The following is a 19,656-nucleotide window of genomic DNA, read 5'->3' on the forward strand; positions in this document are numbered from 1 at the left end:
AAAAGATCAGGCCTTTTCGTCGGACTTGTACTCGTAGTAGCCGTAGCTGTAATAGCCCGTGGCACGCTTCTCGACCGCGTTGAAGATCGCACCCTTGATCTGCACGCCGTTCTGCTCGAAGCGCTGCAGCGTCAGCTCGATTTCCTTGGCCTGGTTCACGCCGAAACGGGTGACCAGCAGGCTCGAGCCAGCGTGGGTGGCGACCAGCGCCGGATCGGTCACGGCCAGGATCGGCGGCGTATCGACGATCACCAGATCGTACTTGCCGGACATGTCCTGCAGCAGCTGCGCGAAGCGCGGGTGCATCAGCAGCTCGGCCGGGTTCGGCGGAATGTCACCACGCACCATGTAGTGCATGTTGTCCAGGCCGGCTACCGGATGGATCACGTCGTCGACCGTCAGCTTGCCGCCCAGCACGTCCGACAGGCCCTTCTGGTGCGAAACACCCAGGATCTTGTGCAGGGTGCCCTTGCGCATGTCGGCGTCGATGACCAGCACGCGCTGGCCCGCCTGCGCGATGACCGCAGCCAGGTTGGTGGACACGAAGGTCTTGCCCACGCCCGGGCGCGGGCCCGAGATGGTCAGGATGTTGTTCTTCGCTTCCAGCATGGCGAAGTGCAGGCTGGTACGCAGGCTGCGCAGCGCTTCCACGGTCGGGTCGGCCGGGGCGGTCACCGCCAGCAGGTGCTGGCGACCGTCAGCCACCACGCGCGTGCCGTGCTTGCCCTTGCGCAGCTTGGGCAGCGTGTTGGACACGCTCAGCGGGATGGCGGCGTAGACCGGCAGGCCCAGGGCTTCGATGTCCGCCGGGTCTTCGATGCCCGGATTGAGCATGCGCTGGAGGAAGACGAAGGCGACCGAGAGGAAACCGCCGAGTAGCGTGGCGATGGCTACGATCAGGGCCTTCCGGGGCTTCACGGGGTGGGCAATGTCAACGACTGCGTTGTCGACAATGCGCACGTTGCCTACGGTACCTGCCCGAGCCACGTCCAATTGCTGTGCCTGATTAAGCAGCGCGGTATACAGTTCGTTGCTTACCTGCAAATCGCGAGTCAGCCGCAGTAGCTCCTGCTGAGTATCCGGGAGTCCGCTGACTTCTTTCTTGAAACCTGCTTTGCGCCCTTCCAGATCGCCCATTTGCTTGAGAAGAGCGCGATAAGCGGGATGCTCGCGGGTAAAGCTGCGATCCATCTCTGCCTGCTTAAGCCGCAACTGCTGGATGCTGGCTTCAACCGCAACTTCCTGCTCCAGCAGACCCTTGGTCTGCATGGTGATGTCAACCGAATTCGCTTTGGACTGATAGGCGGTCATCGCAGCCTGAGCTTCTTCTACCTGCTTACGCACGGTAGGAAGCTGCTCCTTCACAAACTGCAACTGAGCGGCAGCTTCAGCGGACCCGCGATCCACATTCTGCCTAACGTACGCGTCAGCCACCCGCTGAACCACCGCCTCCGCTCGAACGGGATCGGTATCTTCGAAGGTCAGCTGCAAGATGCCTGAGTCCTTGCCAGACTCAGTCGCAGCAATGCTCTCCTGGAGTTCAGTCAGGAGGTCAAGACGTCTCAGCTTAGAAACCGAGAACTCCGTTCCGGCATTGGCACGAAGCTCTTCTACCTCAATAAGAACTCCTTTCCCCTGCGCAGAAGCCCCAGCGCTGCCGTGAACCAACTCGTTACCCTCGGCATCGAAGAGAACGTAGCCCTTGCCATCATCATTGGTTTTGAGCGTGAGCTCCTCTCCGATCATCGCAGGCGGCACATCCAGACGACCAATGCGAAGGCGCTCGCCTCCCCAGCCATACTTGGCAAGGCCAAACTTGGGCTGAGCCACACCCTCTGGCACCTCAGGCTTGAACCGCCGGGCAAAGAAATTGCCCAACAGTGGCATCCGCTTCGCGTCAATCTGAGTCTCAAGGTTCAGCTGGTCCACTGCCGTACCAATCACAGTCCTGGACGTCAGCAGTGCAACCTCCGTTGTTGCAGCGGTACTGCTACCACCAAGCGAGGACGATAGGTCTGACAGCCCTGGAATGCTGGGCACCTTGGACTCAACCTGAACCATCGCCTGAGCTTGATACACGGGGGCAGCGAGTAACGCATAGGCCACGCCAACGGCACAGAACACTGCCGTAGTCCCAACAATCCACCATTTGCGATCAATTAAGACGCCAAAGAGTTCGCGCAGGTCAATTTCATCTTCCTTGACTGCTCGGGATTCCGTATGTCTAGTCATTGCGTCCATCTAAATTAGGGGATCAGTCAGCGCCCCGGCGCCCCAAGCCTTCCACAGTAACTGGAATCCAGAACTACCAGAGGCAGCCTCGCAGTGCGCCTGATGACCCCAAACGGAGGGTTGAGAGCCTTCGCTCACCGCCGGAACAGGGCCGGAGCTTGAGAATCAAGCCTTGCAGTGTAACCCAAAGTTGTCCATACCGAGGGACAAGGTCCCGATTGAACAACCACGCTCAGCCCGCGGTCGCCGCTCTTAACGTGATGCGCGTCACACTTTTATCGTCGCGTGAGTTCATTCCGAGCCAACGGCTTGCTCATCTGGACAGCCGCCGCGTCCGACCCAACAGCCAAAGGATCCTTACCATCCGCCTTGTGATGGAGTGTCCAGGCGGCGATCAGAGCGATTCACCCGTCCATTCATCATTTCCGTCTCCCACGGCATGCAATAGCCGTGCCTGCTATGACTTGGCATGTAGTAGCATTAAAGGAATCTCGCCTGAGATCGGCGGACAGTGCGAAGGAAGCGCTTGATGCCCGAGAACCGAAGGGTGTAGCAGCATTGGCAACCATGGGGAGGTGGTTCACCGAATGCGGCAACGCCCAACCACATCGTCTTAAAGCTCAGATGTAACAAAAGGATTTTGATCATGAAGATTGCCGTGGCCGGCACAGGCTATGTCGGCCTCTCCAATGCCGTACTTTTGGCCCAGCACCACCAAGTGGTGGCTCTGGACATCAACCCGGAAAGGGTTGCCAAAATCAATTCCAGAACTTCTCCCATCGAAGACGCGGAGATTGAAGAGTTCCTTGCGAGCAGGGAACTGGACCTCACGGCGACCCTCGATTCCATCGAGGCATACGAGAACGCTTCCTTCGTAATCGTGGCGACGCCGACTGATTACAACCCGGTGACCAACTACTTCGACACGAGTTCGGTTGAGTCAGTGATCAGCAACGTGCTTTCGATCAACCCTGATGCCGTACTGATAATTAAATCCACCATTCCCGTTGGCTGCACCGCCGAACTGCGCCAGCGGCTCGGAACCCCTAACATCATCTTTTCACCGGAATTTCTGCGTGAAGGGAAGGCGCTGTACGACAATCTGCATCCAAGCCGAATCATCGTTGGCGAACGATCGGAAAGGGCTACTCAATTCGCTCAACTGCTGCAGGAAGGAGCAATTCGAAAGGATGTGCCCTTGCTCTTTACCGACTCGACCGAGGCCGAGGCAATCAAACTGTTTGCCAACACCTACCTCGCAATGAGAGTCGCGTATTTCAACGAGCTTGATACATACGCAGCCACTCACGGCTTGGATACGCGCCAGATAATTGAGGGAGTGAGCCTGGATCCAAGAATTGGGGGACACTACAACAACCCTTCGTTCGGCTATGGCGGTTACTGCCTGCCAAAGGACACGAAGCAGCTTCTGGCGAACTACCGCGACGTACCCCAGAACCTGATCCATGCAATCGTGGAAGCCAATCGCACCCGTAAAGATTTCATCGCCGATGAGATCATTCGCCGCAACCCGAAGGTGGTTGGCATCTATCGACTCGTCATGAAGGCAGGCTCGGATAACTTTAGAGCTTCTGCCATCCAAGGCGTCATGAAGAGGATCAAAGCCAAAGGCATTCGCGTAATCATCCATGAGCCAGCCTTGAGCGAGACGCAGTTCTATTCATCGGAGGTTGTGGGTGATCTCGCTGAGTTCAAGGAACGCTCCGATGTAATCATCGCCAATAGGCTGTCGGAAGAGCTAAGCGACGTATCGGAGAAGGTATATACGCGTGATCTGTTCGGCATTGACAGCTGAGATAGAACATCAAGCGAGACATTCGAGGCACTGAAGGCCGATGTTAGTCAAACAGAATTTGCGAATGATCAAGCGCCGCGCCAAGTCGATCCCCGACGCTGCGCGAGCCGCTATTGGCGTATGGACACAGAAATGGCAGCGGAGCCCTTGGGAATCTGATCCCGTCGGCAAGCTCGAGGCCTCCCCGGGTCGCAACTACGACGCCACGATTGATGGCGTCCAGGTCACGACGGTTACGCCGCCAAACGGACACTACATGACGACATTTTTTGATGTCTGTCCGTTTTCTCCATCTGGGAACCTCATCGCTGTTACCCGAGTACCATTCATAAACAGGGTACCTGTCCCGGGCGATAAAGCATTGGTATGCGTCATTGACCTTCGCACTGGCGAGACCAAGACCGTACATGAGACCGGCGGCTGGGGAGCGCAACTTGGAGCAAATGTTCAGTGGGGCTCAAGTGATCGCACTCTCTTCTGCAATGACGCAATTGCCGGCAGAGCACAGGCAATACGAATCGACCTTGATAACGGCCAACGGACCAGTCTAAATGGCCCGGTGTACGGAACCGACCCCGGGCGCAGATATTCCTACTCCGCTGACCTTCGACTTATCAATGCGCTGATACCGGGATATGGAATTCCCGAAAATCCGTTTGAAAAGTACAAAGAGCCCGAGCGATGCAGCTCGTCGAACGGCTTGTGGAGAACCGATCTCGAAACAGGCGCCTGCGAACTTGTTGCGTCACTGAGCGATATTGTCGCGCAACTTGGCGGCCAGGAGAAGTTAATCAGGGGAAAATACTTCCTATTCAACGTGAAGGTCGACCCAACTGGAACCAAGCTTCTTCTTGTCATTTTCATAAAGGAGATCCCCGGCAGAGTCGGGCACGCATTGCAGTTGGTGACGACAGATCTTGATGGCAGGAATGCGCGACTGGTCGTTACGGATTCTGAATGGAGAAAGGGAGGCCATCATCCCAACTGGAGTGCTGACGGCAGCGGGATTCTGATGAACCTCAAAATCGAGGGCAAGATGCGGTTTGTCAACATATCGCCTAATGATGGTTCGATTGATCTCGTCGGCGGGGATGCTAAGGGAAGCGGCCATCCGACATTGCATTCAAGTGGAAAGCACATCCTGACGGATTCGTATATATCAGAAGGATTCAAGGACAGCCAAGGCAATGTCCCTCTCCGCTTGATCGATGCAAAAAAAGGCACCGAGCGCAGTATCTGCAAGATATTCACAAAGAACTTGGACGGCCCTCGGCGCATAGACCCGCATCCAGCATGGGACATGAACCACCAGCGAATCGCGTTCAACGGAGTTGTTGACGGGTTTCGCCAAGTAATGATTGCCGACCTCTCGAAAATAGTCTGATGAGCAAATCAAGTAAAACAAGCGACTTCCTGCTCACCATTATTGCAAGATTTGGTGGAAAGGCTGCCAATCTCGTGGTATTTGCCATCGTCGCCAATAAGCTCAGCCTAGCTGACATGGGCATCTATGGTTATATCTTCACCACAACATTGATCTTTTCCACAATTCTTGACTTGGGCGTGAGGAACTCCATTGCGGTTTCGATTGGAAAAGAGCCCACCTCAAGCTCAGATTACACACGAAGCGCTTACCTACTATTGCTGCCCATTGCTGTACTCTGCCTTCCATTAACTGTCCTCTACCTTAGATTCGGCCCCGAAAACACAGGCGCAGCAGCCGCGACTATTCCGGCAGCACTGTTGCTCGCATTTATGCTGCATCAGCGCATGCTGCAGGGCGCGTCACTCGGCCACGGAGATATCAAGACATTTAACCGAACTGAGCTAGCGTCGAGGATCATCCTGGTTGCACTTACCCTTTTAATGCTCGCGACAAATCAATTTTCATTGTCAACAGCAATATGGGCATTGGCGATCTCGCAGGCTTTCGGTTCGATTTACCTTGCGGTCAAGCAGGCACCCAAGTACTTAGGGCCAGGAGCATCTGCAAGGTTCTCGACGATTGTACGTCTCGTACGAGCCGGCATCCCATTCATGGTCGCGGTGGTGCTCATGCAAGCATCCAAGAAACTCGCTTTCTATACGGTTAGCTACGAATCAACGCTAACTGAAGGCGGAATCTTCTTTGGCCTCCAACGGCTTACTGAAGTGGTGACGGAGGTAGGACTTGCCATATCCGTTGTATTGCTTTCCCATAATGTGCGAGCAACATCCAAAGAGGAAGCGGCTGCCAACACTGCGAAGTCCGTGAGGGTTTCCATAGCTGTATTTGTGGCAATTTCAGTTGCGATGGTGGCCCTCTCTTGGATCCTCGTACCAACGGTTCTCGGAAAGTCTTTCGCAGGCCACTCGCTACTATTCTCGATACTGGTAGTTGGAACACTGTTTGGAGCCATCTGGACCATGCTGTTTCCAAGCCTCTCCGTGGCAACCTCCCCAACCACCGTCCTGAAAATCCTCTCGCTTGGACTTGCGTTGAACGTCTTTACGACCTTTGGCATGACGTGGGCATGGGGATTGCTTGGGGCAGCATCGTCTACCATTGTGGTAAATATTATTATCTCGGTAATGTTCCTCAGGACCTACAAGATTCGCTTTGGAATTGGTGCGAGCGACTTCATTTTCGCAAAGCGGGATGACCTGCCGATTGATCGACTGAGAAGGAAACTCCTGCCGAGCAAGAACAGGAGTGGCGAATGATGATCTCTCGAATCAAATCACTGGCGATGCTGCATTCCCAAAAGGTCGGCTACCTGCACGCCAAGACCCAATTCGACAATGTTGGGGATGCTCTGATCGTCGGACAAGCCGTAGCTCTTATGTCCGAGCACATGAACGTAGTCCTCAGCGCAAAAGGAATTCCTGCACACTTTTCCAGGCAAATTCGAGAGGCGACCAAGGCGCCATACTCGGAGCTTGACTCAGGAAAGGCAGAGATTTTTCTTGCTCTCGCTCTTCGGCGAATGTTCGGTCTTCGCTCGTATTACTCATTGATCCCAGGCGGAATCAACGGCGAAAAGTCCAAAGGCTCCTATCTGTCTGGAACAGTTTACAATCTGGCTCTCCAGATGATGGCTTTACTTGGAATCGTGACAGTTCAGATGGGCGTTTCATATGACAAACTGGGTGTTCGACATCAAAAGTTGGTCCGCAGTCGCGCGCGCGCCCTCAGCTACCACTTCGTCCGTGACAGCCAGACAGACGAGTACTGTCGTGAACGCGGCATAATTCGATCAGGCGTAGCGCCCGACCTGGCTTTCGTAATATTTTCTGATATCAGCGAAAAGGCGAGCGGCAGCAGGGTCGCATTCTCGTTCCGGACAGATCGGGGCGGGCGACCGCTTATCGAGAAAATTGGCGAAATGATCAAGGCATCCTTCGCCTCAGACACCCAGATTGTTCTGGTCAGCCAGGTAGCACGTGATACCCCAGGAATGTTGGAGCTCCAAGAGCTGCTGAAGTCAGTTGGTATGAATTGTGATTTCGAAGATGTGTCCGATAGCCTTCAGGCAGCGAGCAAGGTCTACTCAACATGCTCTGTAATCTACTCGAATCGCCTTCATGCATTGCTCCTGGCTGCGTCTAACGGGACGGCTCCGTGCCCGGTTATCAGCGCCGAGGTTGACCGCAAGATATCCGGAATATTTCTCGATCTTGGCAACTGCATCAGTATTGAACTGGACTCATGGGACGGAACGCCCCTTCCGCGACCAGGCCTGGAGTACGCTCGGGCTTTCCGGAAAAGCGCTTTGATGATGAAGAACAGAATCAAGGATGTTACGCGGGAAATTTTCCATTGAAGTACGACTACCCACTCCTTCGCGCAACCAGCAGCTCCAGTACCAGCTGGTATGTGACGGTATTTGTGCTTGCCTCTCTATGCATACAGCTCTCACTGTTTCGCATCGGCGATAGCCGAGTGAATTATCCGCTTACAATTATGGGCTATCTAGTCCTGTTTCCCTACGCTGTATTCAACATTGCAAAGATGAAGTCGCGTGTCTCGACCACACTCGCAGCTTCGTTCTCCGTGTACGCTTCTTTCTGTTTTGCATCAGCATTGTGGTCAACCGACACCTCTGCATCTATATCAAATGCATCCTTGCTTTTTGCCTGCCTGCTGATATCAATCGGCGGAGCAAGATATGATCCAGTCCAGACAAGAGTTATATTTGTACGAATTTGCTTGGCTGTAATGGTCCTCAGCTGGGTATCGTTGGTAGTTGCACCAGGCTATGCGCTTCAGGAGAAAGGCTTCTGGCGACTGCGCGGGATCATGTCACATGAATTTGAGCTGGGCTATCTTGCCGGCTCGTCAATGCTGCTGTCGTTCGCCGAGCTGGCTCGTGCGCTGTCGCGCGGGACGCAGGAGCGTAGGCTGATTCTTACGCTGGTATTCTTGTTCTCGGCTGCGACTCTCCTCGCAACCCAGACACGGACGCTACTTGTCTACGCAGCCCTCTGCGCAGCACTAATCATGGTTAGCTACACACGGGGAAGGATAAGAATAATTTCCATCTTCAGTCTCGTGGTGCTTACCTCGATCGTCGCCATTTCTGTTGGATACCTGGAAGATACTTTCAGCAGAGGAGAGAGCGACGCGTCGCTCTCTGGGCGAACGCTGATTTGGGCACGAACGATTGCAGAGGCTGAGTCCCGGCCTTTGCTTGGCCATGGATATTCCAGCTTCATTTCTCCGATCTACGACTATATCTGGACCGGAAACTACCGCCCACCGCATGCACATAACACGTGGGTGATGTCGTACTTTGAGGTCGGGATAGTTGGCGCGACTCTGGTCTCCATTTACCTTCTTTCGCAGCTTTTTGTACTGAGAGGGACGAAGCAGGCATCTGGCGGACTCAGCCCAACTTTCTACGTTGCACTTTTCTGCACGATGACCGGCATGACAAGCCTTATCTTTGGCGGAAAGCTATCGCCAATGATGGCGATCATCCTCATAATGACATTCCAAGAATACAACACTACGAAACGCAGCCTTAGGGAAGATAGGGGTTGATGATGGAACATACTGAAAGCACCAAATCCTCGCGACCGCCCCTTGTTTCGGTGGTCATCCCAGTCTATAACCGCGCCAAGTCGATCGCCCCCACGCTGGATTCTGTCAGGGATCAGACCGAGAACGATTTTGAGTGCCTCATTGTCGACGACGGCTCGTCCGACGTGGATGACCTTATCAGTTTTGTAGCCCGCACGTACGACTCGCGCTTTCGCGTTCTGCGCAAGAAGAACGGGGGTGCAAGCTCGGCGCGGAATTTGGGGATTGATACTGCCCGCGGCGAGTACGTAGCCCTTCTGGATTCAGACGACATCTGGCTGCCAGAGAAATTGAGGGTTCAGCTCGGCTTCGCAAACAAAGACTCCCAGCCTAACTTCATGTGCTTCACGCAGTTGAGAGTCGACAGGGGTGTTGATAGGACCTGGATCAAGCCCCCGAGGGGACCGCGCACCGGGGAACGTATTGATGAGTATTTGATGGCTGACGCAGGATGGATTCAAACATCCACAATCTTCCTGGCTGCACCGCTCGCCAAGCGTGTGAGGTTCGATGAAAACCTGCCTTCCTCCCAAGACACTGATTTTGCGATCAGATGCGCCAACGCCGGCGCCATAATTAAATACCTGGAACAGCCTCTCGTCATAATGGACGACCGCTACAGTCCAGGTCGTGTATCCAAGCAGAAGAACTATGTCCCCTTGCTTGAGTGGATCGAGAAGATGAGAGCGAACGGCGAAATTTCTCCTCGGAGCTATTTTGCGTATCGAGGATGGCAGTGCGCCCGGGTGGCTTCTTATACAAGAATTCCGCTAGCGCTTCAACTTTATGGAAGATCTCTTCTGCGGGGCGCGTATCGGCCCAAGATAGCTGCGGTCATTTTCTTGCAGATTGTTCTTCCTCAAAGCCTGTATCAGCGAATCGCCACCGCAACTGTAAAAATTGCAGGCAAGTAACAGCATGAACTCGATACGCACCATTCAAGCCATGCGCGGCCTTGCTGCAATCGCGGTCGCATTTTATCATGTCTACATCATCGCACGGCAGGTTTCACCCGGAAGCAGCGTCGTAATGGAGCAAGTGGCCCGCCATGGCTTCATGGGGGTCAACTTCTTCTTTGTCTTGAGTGGATTCATCATACTCATGGCTCATGAGAAGGACATAGGACAGGTAGACCGGCTGAAGAATTACATTTCAAAGCGGGCGCTTCGCATTTATCCTGCCTACTGGATGTTTACAACCCTCTATGTGATTGCCGCATTTATGGGATTGGGATCTAGCGACTTCTCAACAAAGCCCCTGGATTTGCTTTCATCATATGCGCTATTTCAAATATCTCCGGACAAAGTTGTTCCTCCGCTGAAGGTAGCTTGGACTCTGTTCTACGAAATTCAGTTCTACATTGCGTTTTCGCTGCTCATCATTTCGAGGCGGCTTGGATTCTCTCTTTTGGGCATCTGGTTCGCTTCCATCTGCGTCGGGCTGTTCTCGGGTACCGAAGCAGTAGACTCTCGCCTTCTCTCACCTTGGAACGTTTACTTCTTCGTCGGCATGGCAGCATTTTCCCTCTACAAGCGCGTGTCGAGCGTCGGTGCGATGATGGCATGTGCCGCTTCTGCCTTTCTTCTGCTCTATTACTTCCTGACCTACAACCTCGACATACACGAATTCCATCGCGAGTATGGCTATCTGCATTTTCTGCTGGCGCCCGCTTTTGGCCTATTGATTCTAGGTATCGCGGGACTGGAGAAGACACAGAATTGGTCCGTTCCCTATCCGCTACAGTTCTTGGGCGATGCTTCCTACTCAATCTACCTCGTACATTCGGCCGTGATATCAGTCGCGGCGATTGTATTGAGAAAGATCGGCTTGCATATGCATGACAACGTGGCATTGTATTTCGTGGTATTCGCGTCGTCCGTGATCGCCGGCTGCGCGGCATATCTGCTCGTTGAAAGACCTTTGACACGGCGACTCAAGCCGGCAGTTTCTCTAAAGGCATCACAGGTGAACTCGTGAGGGCTTCTTCAGTTCTTTTTGTCACATCTTCAGGCGGGCATTGGGTGCAAGCATCAAAGCTTCTTGCTGCCGTATTTGATTATGAAGTGGATATCGCGACAGTTGATGAAACAGCAGTTTCTGGCATCAACTATCGTCGCTTTTACAAGATTCCGGACTTCAATCGAGATACACCCTTGAAGATGATTCTTGGTATACCCGCTATAGTTCACTGCGTTCTCAGCAGCGATGCCACACATGTCATATCCACTGGGGCGGCGCCAGGACTGCTCGCTCTCGCCTGTGCTCGCATGGTTGGCAAGCGCACGATGTGGATTGATAGTATCGCCAACACCGAGAAACTTTCAGTTTCAGGAAGGATCGCCAAGGTCATTGCGCACAAGACTTTAACCCAATGGGAAAATGTCGCAGAAGTGACAGACGTTAGCTACGAGGGTCGCCTGCTGTGATATTCATGTCATGTGGAAGCCAGCTTCCATTTCCTCGCCTCGTGGATATGATGCAAGCATGGGCGGATCAGCATCCAGACACAGAAGTGATTGTTCAGGTCGGTGAACATAATTTCATTTCTTCAACAATGAAAGTTCACAAGTCCTTGGACCAACTGGCATTCACCAAGTTGATCGCTGACTGCGAAGTATTCATTTCACACGCTGGCATGGGCAACATTATTACTGCCCTTGAGCTTGGTAGGCCGCTCTTGATCGTTCCTCGCCGCGCCACGCTGGGCGAACATCGTAATGATCATCAGGTAGATACGGCAGAGCGATTTGGCAAGTACCCAGGAGTGGCTGTGGCCACGGATTTGACTGAGTTGATGGCTCAGGTGGATTCACTTCGAAACAGCACTCGGACGGCGGGCGTAAACGCCTCGCCGGAGAAGGAAAAGCTATTGAACGCAGTCAGAAACTTTGTGTCGACCTGATCCGTCCGAGAGTTCTGCAGCCTGAGTGGATTTCGAGAGAAGTCCGCTCTCGCTGTCTAAAGCCGGCTTCGACACCATTTATGCTCCGCTCACGATGATTTTGGCAGATATCCGTAGACATCCTGACAACAACGCATAGATTAGGCTATCCATCTAGCTTCCAACTCAAAGTGGCGATGCCCGTGCGGATGCAGAATTTGATACTTCTTGTAACGCTTGCGGCTCCCACCGTTCATGCGGCCACGCCCGCCAGCAAATTCTCCTGCCCCAAGGTCGAAGTATCAGCCAAGGACATGGGCATCAAAACTCGGTACATGGCAAAGCGAGTTGATCCAACATCATCCACCTTGGATCCAGATGCCGTGGCGGCCCAGTCAGGGGTGCGTGAAGAGGTTAGTTACCCGGCAAAGAAAATCGTTAATCTCTCAATGCTCTATCGGAAGGGCCCGAGCAAAGAGATCGCAGATTGCCTCACGACGCATCTCAATGCACTAGCGGAAAGCAACTATCTTGAAGGCTCGGGTGAGTACAACATTCTTTACAAGAGTTGGATGATCTCGGCCATAAACTTATCGCTACTTGGGTTGGAGGCCGATTCTCATCCCGCGCCTGAGTTGCAGGATGCCCGGTTCCGCACATGGCTTGGCACTCGGACACACGAAATAACGGCTTTCTTCAGGGACAAGGGTTGCGAGAACAATCACTGCTATTGGGCCGGTGTTGCCGCTGCATCTTCCGCTCGGTACTTGAAATCGGATGATCCTCTCCAATTCTCGAAGTGGGTTCTGCTGCAGGCTGAGAATAATGTAAATGATTCTGGACAGTTAAGTGCTGAGGTAAGTAGAGGGACCATGGCATTTCACTACTCTGCATTCTCGATTGCAGCACTTCTCGTTCAAGCCAGGCTGTGGGGCAGGAGCGACTCATCTGCAGAGGCCTTTGTCAGCAAGCTATCCGGTCGCTTCTGCTCTGACGCTCATACCGGGTCAAGCGGCACTACGTTTGCAGGAATTCCTGAGCAGAATGTTAGAGGCGCTTCTGCTTATGTCTCGTTGATCACGAGAGCCGAACCACAGAAGTGTGGTGGACTGGTCAGCTCTTCCTCTGCTGATGCCAGGTCTTTCTTCTTGGGTTGGAACATGGACTACGTTCGTGGTCTCGTAACGGCGGAGAAGGCTCAGTAGCGGCGCCAAGGCCTTTGAGATTGTCGCTCGAGCAATTGCTTGCTGAAGGGATCAGGCTGGCGCACTGTCAGTGCTGGGTACTCGACCGGCTTTGGCGCAGGGCTGACCACGAGGAGGCAACCAGTTGCACTCCGCAGCTTTGTGCGAGAAACATCGAAATTTTTTCTTCTCTAAGGTAGACTCCGTTATCCGCATCGCGCCATCGCGCTTCGCGGCGGTGCCACTAAGATTCGTGGTGGCGCAATATGTCAACAACGCGCTCGTAGCTCAGCCGGATAGAGTAGTGGCTTCCGAAGCCATTGGTCGGGGGTTCGAATCCCTCCGGGCGCGCCATCTTTCCCTGCCCTCTTCAGCGCAGGAGCCCCAGCCCTACACGCACCACGGCCTGCAGCATCGGCCGTGCGACGCCGTGTCCGGCCGAAGCAGCAAGCAGCAAGCGTCGAACGGCGCCCTCCCACCTCACTCGACGCCCCCGGCGCGCCCCGGTTGCCCGAACACGGCGTCGTGCCAGTAGCTCTGGCGCCGCCTGAACCAGCGTGCGAAGCGCCGCTCGTCAAATACCCGCAGCTGCCGCAAGTCCACCTGATAGCGATGGAACAGCGCCAAGAGCTCCCTCAGCGCCTCGTCATCCACCCGCTCGCGATCCACCTGTACATGGTGAATCCGCCCCTTCCCGGCAACGTCGACCACGCAGGGCAGCTGCTGCAGCCACGCGAAGAAGCTCGCCTCATCCTGTCTGGAGTAGAACACCACGCTGTCGGCCTGAAGTTCCACCACGTTCCGTCCTTCCACCATCACTCTCCGTCTCCTGTCTCTCAGGGTGCTGCGGCAAACCCATGCAGCCCCCGCACCCCGGCACCCTTCTCCATCAGGTGCATGGTGAACAACTGCGTCGCATCCCGCGACCAGCTCCTCTCCAGCCTGCGCCACGATGCTGCATCCACCCGCGGCAGCCTCCGTTCCAGGTAGTAGACCCGGCTGCCATCACCCGAGAAGCACCCGTCCAGCAGCTGCCAGCGCGCGCGATCCACCCCGGGCAGCGGCTTCCCATCGCAGTAGACGTTGCTGTCATCAACGGCGTAGAGCGGGTCCTGTGGCATGCCCTGCAGCAGGTCACCCCGCAGGCAGTGCTTCATCCGCCGGCCGCAGTACCAGCCGCCCTGGTCATCGGCCTCGTAGCCGCCACCGAGATCGCGGAACGTCGTGCAGTCCGCCCCGGCCAGCGCCTTCAGCGAGGTCTCGTACTCAAAGCAGACGGCCTGATCATCCATCCAATACGCGCCGCACTGGCGGAAGCTGTCGCGGTCGATGGAAGTCTGCCGGCTCCACGCGTGGTAGACCGCGTGTGCATCGCGGCCGATGAAGAAGTGCGCCAGAATGAACTCGAAGCTCGCTGCATCTGCCTTGCGCAGCAGCCGACCTTGGTGAAACACCTGGCCCTCGTGGATGCGCCTAGAACTCGACGCGGAACGGACCGATGAAACGCTGGTGCGGCAGGTCGATGATCTTCTGCCATGGCATGGGCTGGGGCTCCGCCGGTGGGGATCCCAGCGTAGTGGGGGCGGTTGCAGGAGCAGTCGAGCAAGCTCGACTCTACCGGGTGCGCGCGGGTGGGCAGCAAAAGCCAGCCGAGCGCGGGCTCGGCGCTACAGGTGCAAATGCGCCGTACCCGGCAGCAATGCCTTGCATGGTCCAGCGTTGCCTCCGAGACAGTCGAGCAAGCTCGACTCTACCGGGTGCTCGCTGTCGGGCAGCAGAAGCCAGCCGAGCGTGGGCTCGGCGCTACAGGTGCAAATGCGCTGCACCGGGGCGGCTGCAGGGGCAGTCGAGCAAGCTCGACTCTACGGGGTGCGCGCTGACAGCCGAGCGTGGGCTCGGCTCTACGCCGGATCAGGCAGCAACGCCGGGCAAGGCCCGGCGCTACCGTGGGGGGCACAGATCAGTACCTGCCGTCGAACGCGAAGATCGGCTTGCGCTGCTTCCACGCGCCGGCGGTGAAATCCGGGAATTCCAGCGTCTGGAAGCTGTTGGCGATCGACTGCTCGGACAACGGCGTGATCGCGCTCCAGGTCACTGCATCGTAGATGTCGATCGGCATCGGCGCCTTGGCCTTCAGCGCCTCCACGAAGGCGTGGATGACGAACCAGTCCATGCCACCGTGGCCGGCGCTGGCGGCGGTGTCGGCGTTCTGCTTCCACAGCGGGTGTTCGTACTGGTCCTGGTAGGTCTTGAACTCTTCCCACTGGTGCGGCGGGCTGCGGCCTTCGATGTGGATCGAATGGTTCACGTCCATCCACAGGCCCTTGGTGCCCTGCACCCGGAAGCCCAGCGAATACGGGCGCGGCAGCGAGGTGTCGTGCTGCAGGATGATGGTCTCGCCGTTCTCGCAGGCCAGGGTGGTGGTGACGATGTCGCCCAGCTTGAACTTCACCTTGGTGCTGGGGTGGGTGGTGCCACCACTCTTGGCCACCGTGTACTCGTGCAGGCCACGTGCCTTGCTGGCGAACGCGTTGATGTGGGTGAAGCGATTGCCGCGGTTGATGCCGGTGTACATCGCGCACGGGCCGATGCCGTGGCTGGGGTACAGCTCGCCATTGCGCTGCACCGAGTGCTCGGTGCGCCAGCGCGCTTCGCTCCAGCCCTTGGGGCCGAATTCCACGCCGCTGTCGTAGGGCTGGTTGGGGTCACCGGAATTGAACTTCACCCCGCGCAGGTCGTGCTGGTAGCCGGCCTGCAGGTGCACCAGTTCGCCGAACAGGCCCTGCCGCACCATCTGCAGCGCGGCCATCACGTCGCGGCGGTAGCAGACGTTTTCCAGCAGCATGTACGGCGTGCGCGTTTCCAGCTGGGTCTTCAGCACATCCCAGTGGTCCTGCAGGGTGATGCCGGCCACCACTTCGCAGCCGACGGCCACGCCCGCCTGCATCGCGGCAATCGCCATCGGCGCGTGGTACTGCCACGGCGTGGCGATGATCACGCCATCGATGCCCTTCTGTTCCAGCAGGCGCTTCCACGCGTTGATATCGCGGTCCTGGCCGTAGGCTTTCGGCGCGGGCTTGCCGGCCTTGGTCACCATCTCCACGCCACGGCCGAGCATGATCGGCTCGATGTCGCACAGCGCGACTACCTCCACATCATCCCGGCGCACCAGCTCCCTCAGCAGCACCAGGCCACGCATGCCGGTACCGATCATGGCCAGGCGCACCTTGCGCCCTGCCGCCCAGGCGGGCGTCTGCGGCAACAGGCTGCTGGCGGCGACGGCGGCACTGGCCGCGATGAACTCCCTACGCTTCATGGCAAACACTCTCCTCTTGAAGGTGCGCCGGCCACGACCGGCGCACCAGGGTCACACGAACGGAATCACTTGAACCGGTAGCCGACGGTCACACTGTAGCCGCGGCCGAAGATGGTGGCGTAATCGCTGGAATCGCCGAGGAAGCTGTTCGGATCGTAGAACGGCAGGCGATCAAACAGGTTCTTCACCGTGAAGCTGAGGTTCCAGGCGTCGTCCGGGCGCCAGGTGACGCTCAGGTTGGCGGTCCACCACGAGGGTGCGCCATCGCACTTGCTGGCCTCCAGCGCCAGGTAGCCGGCGGTGCAGGTCTCTTTGTTGTTGTCCACTTCGTCCACGCGGTCGCGGGCCCATTTGGTGCCGCCCACGTAGTTGACGAACATGCTGGTGGTCACCTGCTGGTAGGTCCAGTCGGCGTTGAGCGTGGCGCGCAGGCGCGGGTTGTTGTAATAGCCCACCACATCGCCGTAGTACCAGCCGCTCTCGTCATCCATGTAGTAGCGGTTGCGGTTGGCGATGGTGGCGGCCAGGCCGATGTTCAGCCCGCCCCATTCACCCAGCGAGAAGCGGCTGCGTGCATCCACGTCGAAGCCGTCCACCAGGGTCTTGCCGCGGTTCTTGTACTGGCCCACCACGCTGGCCACGTTGCCCACGCTGTAACCGGGCAGCACCGAGGGGCAGCTCACGCCGCTGGCCGGGTCGGCGCACATGGCTGCCAGCTGGGCGAGGTTGGCGCGGTCGGCGTCGGTGATCGGCGAACGGGTGGAAGAGATGATGTCGGTGTCGCGGCTGAAATCCGGTGCGACGATCTCGTTGTTGCGGTAGATGAACCAGTAATCGGCCGACACCGACAGCCAGCTGGCCGGCTCGTAGACGAAGCCCAGGGTCGCGATCTTGGCCTTTTCCGGCTTCAGGTCCTGGTTGGGCTGGGTCATGCGCGCGACGGTGCGGCTGCAGTCGACATTGGCCAGGCTCTTGCCCAGGTCCACGTCACCGGCACGCTGCGACTGCCGCAGCAGGTCGGCGATGGCGTTGGTCTCGGCGCAGCGCACCTCATCGCGGTAGCCGCCCAGCTGGGCGAACACACCACCACTGCCCGACTCGGCCAGGCTGGGCGCGCGGAAGCCGGTGGAATAGGTGCCGCGCAGCATCAGCTGGTCGAAGGCCTGGTACTTGAAGCCGATCTTCGGCGCGACATTGGCGCTGAAGTTCGGGTACTTGTCCACGCGCAGCGCCGCATCCAGTTCCAGCTTGTCGGTGATCGGCGCAACGGTTTCGGAGAACAGCGCATAGGTGTTGCGTGCGCCGTCGAACCACGAGCCACCCTGCTGGGTGATCAGGCCGGCGGCAGCGTCCGGGTTGCCCGGGGTGTAGAAGGTTTCGCGGCTGGCGTTGAAGCCGAAGGCCGCGCGCATCTCACCGGCAGGCAGCTGGAACAGCGGGCCTTCGATCTTGCCGTCCAGGGTGTGCAGGCGCGTCCAGGACTGGATGTCGAAGGTCGGGAAGGCCTCGCGGATCAGCGCTGCGTTGGCCTCGCTGAACTCGCCGAACTTGTACGCCGGGTGGTCGGAAATGATGACCCGGCCGGTGCCCGGATCCACCGAGTACGGACCGAAGGCCTTCTCGAAGCCCTTCAGGTTGACGTTGATGGTCTGGTAGGTGGTGGAGTGCGTACCGGCGGTGGCGAAGGCGGTTTCCCAGTTCCAGTCGCCGACGTTGCCACGCGCGCCGGTCAGCACGCGGTAGCTCTGGTCGGTGTTGCGCTGGCCGAAGTAGTTGGCGCCGGCATCCTGCAGCAGGTACTGCAGGCCGACCACGCCGCCCATCATCGCCTTCAGTTCTGGGCTGGCATGGTTGTACTCGTTGTTCGGGCCCAGGTACGGGTACAGGAACTGGTTGACCGAGGTGCCGGTATCACGCGAGAACCAGCTGGTCGGGTTGCCGGTGGTGGTGCTGTAGGTGCGCGGCGTGCCGCCATTGGCGCGCAGGTCGATGTCGGTGTAGGTGGCCTCGGCGAAGATCTCGGTGTTGTCGCCCACCAGGAAGGTGCCGTTGAGGTAGGCGGTATTGCGCTCGGATTTGGCGCCGGCATCGATCTCGTTGTTCATCCACGTTTCCCAGACGCAGCTGGGGCCGGCGGCCTGGCCCTGCAGCACGTTCTGGCAGCCCGGCGCGGCTTCCTGCACGCGGCGGCCGGTGACCGGATCGAAGGCGAAGTAGGTGCCCGGATTGAACTGGCCCGGCTTGCTGCCCACGCCCAGGCGCAGGTTGGTCAGGTAGTTGGGGTTGTTGACGTAGTACTGGCTGGGGCGCTTGTCGTAGAAATCGCTGAGCGGAATCGCGTCGCGGCGGTACATGTTCACCGCGCCATAGACGTTGAAGCGGTTCTCGGTCAGGTCGCCGAAGCCGGCGGTGATGCTGGCCTGGCGCTCGCCATAGGAATCGATGCGCGAGGAGGTGTCATTGGTGAAGTTGATCTCCGCGCCCTGGAAATTGCGCTTGGTGATCACATTGATGACGCCGGCCACCGCATCGGTGCCGTACACCGCCGAGGCGCCGTCGGTCAGCACTTCCATGCGCTCGATGGCCGCGGCCGGGATCGCATCGATGTTGACGAACTGGGTCTGGAAGCCCGCCGGTGCGCCGTAGTACGACAGGCGGCGGCCGTTCAACAGCACCAGCGTGCCCTGCGCGCCGAGGCCACGCAGGTTGGCCTGCGAGGCACCATCCGAACCGGTGAACAGCGAGCGCGAATCCTGCTGCGCGGGCCGCGCGGCCGGCAGGTTGTCCAGCACCTGCAGCAGCGTGCGCGCACCCATGTTCTGGATGTCCTGCTTGCTGATCACCTGCACCGGCGATGCGGTTTCAACGTCGGTGCGGCGGATGTTGGAGCCGGTGACTTCGATGCGGGCCAGATCGGTGGCGTTGTCCTTGCTGTCCTGGGCGGCAGCAGGCAGGGCGATCGACAGCAGTACGCCGGCGATGGCCAGCGACAGCGGGGCGAAGGAACGACAGGGCGGACGGGGGTGGCGTGCGGGCAACATCGGGGTTCTCTCCTGGCAGGGGTGCGCGGCGGGTGGGCGGCGCGAAAGCGATTGGCGGGCAAAACGCTCCCGGGCCACGGCTCTGGAGCCATGGTCGGAATGGGCGGGGGAGGAGCGGTGTTAC

At 57.6% G+C, this 19,656-nt stretch carries 15 protein-coding genes and 1 tRNA gene; 11 read left to right on the plus strand and 5 right to left on the minus strand.

What is annotated here, in order from left to right:
* Window positions 1–6 precede the first annotated feature (6 nt).
* The gene (locus ACVOK1_RS07705) at window positions 7–2,232 is read right to left on the minus strand and encodes a polysaccharide biosynthesis tyrosine autokinase (protein ID WP_481561689.1); all 2,226 of its coding nucleotides are present in this window, start codon (window positions 2,230–2,232) and stop codon (window positions 7–9) included.
* Window positions 2,233–2,878: 646 nt separating this feature from the next.
* Here ACVOK1_RS07705 and ACVOK1_RS07710 point away from each other — a divergent pair.
* The 11 genes from ACVOK1_RS07710 (at window position 2,879) to ACVOK1_RS07760 (ending at window position 13,529) form a co-directional block, all read left to right on the plus strand.
* Window positions 2,879–4,048 carry a nucleotide sugar dehydrogenase gene (locus tag ACVOK1_RS07710; protein ID WP_481561656.1) on the plus strand — a complete coding sequence of 390 codons (1,170 nt, stop codon included), beginning with the start codon at window positions 2,879–2,881 and terminating at the stop codon, window positions 4,046–4,048.
* A 64-nt stretch (window positions 4,049–4,112) separates the two neighbouring features.
* On the plus strand, window positions 4,113–5,432 hold the full coding sequence (locus tag ACVOK1_RS07715) for a TolB family protein (protein ID WP_481561657.1): 1,320 nt from the start codon (window positions 4,113–4,115) through the stop codon (window positions 5,430–5,432).
* Window positions 5,432–6,751 (plus strand): oligosaccharide flippase family protein, encoded by a 1,320-nt coding sequence (locus tag ACVOK1_RS07720; RefSeq protein ID WP_481561658.1) that lies wholly within the window; start codon window positions 5,432–5,434, stop codon window positions 6,749–6,751. The genes ACVOK1_RS07715 and ACVOK1_RS07720 overlap by 1 nt, the downstream gene beginning before the upstream one ends.
* Complete coding sequence (locus tag ACVOK1_RS07725; RefSeq protein WP_481561659.1) at window positions 6,751–7,851, plus strand: polysaccharide pyruvyl transferase family protein; 1,101 nt, start codon at window positions 6,751–6,753, stop codon at window positions 7,849–7,851. Before ACVOK1_RS07720 ends, ACVOK1_RS07725 begins: the two co-directional genes overlap by 1 nt.
* A 119-nt stretch (window positions 7,852–7,970) precedes the next feature.
* Window positions 7,971–9,071, plus strand: coding sequence for an O-antigen ligase family protein (locus ACVOK1_RS07730; RefSeq protein ID WP_481561661.1), 1,101 nt, complete (start codon window positions 7,971–7,973; stop codon window positions 9,069–9,071).
* Window positions 9,071–10,024: a glycosyltransferase family 2 protein gene (locus ACVOK1_RS07735; RefSeq protein ID WP_481561662.1), complete on the plus strand. Its 954-nt coding sequence runs from the start codon at window positions 9,071–9,073 to the stop codon at window positions 10,022–10,024. The genes ACVOK1_RS07730 and ACVOK1_RS07735 overlap by 1 nt, the downstream gene beginning before the upstream one ends.
* A 4-nt stretch (window positions 10,025–10,028) precedes the next feature.
* The gene (locus ACVOK1_RS07740; RefSeq protein ID WP_481561663.1) at window positions 10,029–11,087 is read left to right on the plus strand and encodes an acyltransferase family protein; all 1,059 of its coding nucleotides are present in this window, start codon (window positions 10,029–10,031) and stop codon (window positions 11,085–11,087) included.
* Window positions 11,084–11,536 carry a hypothetical protein gene (locus ACVOK1_RS07745; RefSeq protein ID WP_481561665.1) on the plus strand — a complete coding sequence of 151 codons (453 nt, stop codon included), beginning with the start codon at window positions 11,084–11,086 and terminating at the stop codon, window positions 11,534–11,536. The genes ACVOK1_RS07740 and ACVOK1_RS07745 overlap by 4 nt, the downstream gene beginning before the upstream one ends.
* A 5-nt stretch (window positions 11,537–11,541) precedes the next feature.
* A complete protein-coding gene (locus ACVOK1_RS07750; protein WP_481561666.1) occupies window positions 11,542–12,012 on the plus strand; it encodes a glycosyltransferase in 471 nt (156 codons plus the stop codon).
* A 293-nt stretch (window positions 12,013–12,305) separates the two neighbouring features.
* Complete coding sequence (locus ACVOK1_RS07755; RefSeq protein ID WP_481561667.1) at window positions 12,306–13,196, plus strand: alginate lyase family protein; 891 nt, start codon at window positions 12,306–12,308, stop codon at window positions 13,194–13,196.
* Between the two features lie 256 nt (window positions 13,197–13,452).
* Window positions 13,453–13,529, plus strand: a tRNA-Arg gene (locus ACVOK1_RS07760).
* Between the two features lie 126 nt (window positions 13,530–13,655).
* Here the strand turns inward: ACVOK1_RS07760 and ACVOK1_RS07765 are convergent.
* From ACVOK1_RS07765 to ACVOK1_RS07780, 4 genes are all read right to left on the minus strand, one after another.
* Complete coding sequence (locus ACVOK1_RS07765) at window positions 13,656–13,994, minus strand: hypothetical protein (protein WP_481561668.1); 339 nt, start codon at window positions 13,992–13,994, stop codon at window positions 13,656–13,658.
* Window positions 13,995–14,011: 17 nt separating this feature from the next.
* Window positions 14,012–14,629, minus strand: coding sequence for a hypothetical protein (locus tag ACVOK1_RS07770; protein ID WP_481561669.1), 618 nt, complete (start codon window positions 14,627–14,629; stop codon window positions 14,012–14,014).
* Window positions 14,630–15,135: 506 nt separating this feature from the next.
* On the minus strand, window positions 15,136–16,491 hold the full coding sequence (locus ACVOK1_RS07775; protein WP_481561670.1) for a Gfo/Idh/MocA family protein: 1,356 nt from the start codon (window positions 16,489–16,491) through the stop codon (window positions 15,136–15,138).
* 65 nt (window positions 16,492–16,556) lie between these two features.
* Window positions 16,557–19,532 (minus strand): TonB-dependent receptor domain-containing protein, encoded by a 2,976-nt coding sequence (locus ACVOK1_RS07780; RefSeq protein ID WP_481561671.1) that lies wholly within the window; start codon window positions 19,530–19,532, stop codon window positions 16,557–16,559.
* Window positions 19,533–19,656 lie beyond the last annotated feature (124 nt).

The organism is Stenotrophomonas sp. STEN087 (assembly GCF_056759115.1).

Coding starts and splice junctions, on each gene's coding strand:
- ACVOK1_RS07705 (WP_481561689.1), bottom strand. CDS start 2,232: ATGACTAGACATACGGAATCCCGAGCAGTCAAGGAAGATGAAATTGAC.
- ACVOK1_RS07710 (WP_481561656.1), top strand. CDS start 2,879: ATGAAGATTGCCGTGGCCGGCACAGGCTATGTCGGCCTCTCCAATGCC.
- ACVOK1_RS07715 (WP_481561657.1), top strand. CDS start 4,113: ATGATCAAGCGCCGCGCCAAGTCGATCCCCGACGCTGCGCGAGCCGCT.
- ACVOK1_RS07720 (WP_481561658.1), top strand. CDS start 5,432: ATGAGCAAATCAAGTAAAACAAGCGACTTCCTGCTCACCATTATTGCA.
- ACVOK1_RS07725 (WP_481561659.1), top strand. CDS start 6,751: ATGATCTCTCGAATCAAATCACTGGCGATGCTGCATTCCCAAAAGGTC.
- ACVOK1_RS07735 (WP_481561662.1), top strand. CDS start 9,071: ATGATGGAACATACTGAAAGCACCAAATCCTCGCGACCGCCCCTTGTT.
- ACVOK1_RS07740 (WP_481561663.1), top strand. CDS start 10,029: ATGAACTCGATACGCACCATTCAAGCCATGCGCGGCCTTGCTGCAATC.
- ACVOK1_RS07750 (WP_481561666.1), top strand. CDS start 11,542: ATGTCATGTGGAAGCCAGCTTCCATTTCCTCGCCTCGTGGATATGATG.
- ACVOK1_RS07755 (WP_481561667.1), top strand. CDS start 12,306: ATGGGCATCAAAACTCGGTACATGGCAAAGCGAGTTGATCCAACATCA.
- ACVOK1_RS07775 (WP_481561670.1), bottom strand. CDS start 16,491: ATGAAGCGTAGGGAGTTCATCGCGGCCAGTGCCGCCGTCGCCGCCAGC.
- ACVOK1_RS07780 (WP_481561671.1), bottom strand. CDS start 19,532: ATGTTGCCCGCACGCCACCCCCGTCCGCCCTGTCGTTCCTTCGCCCCG.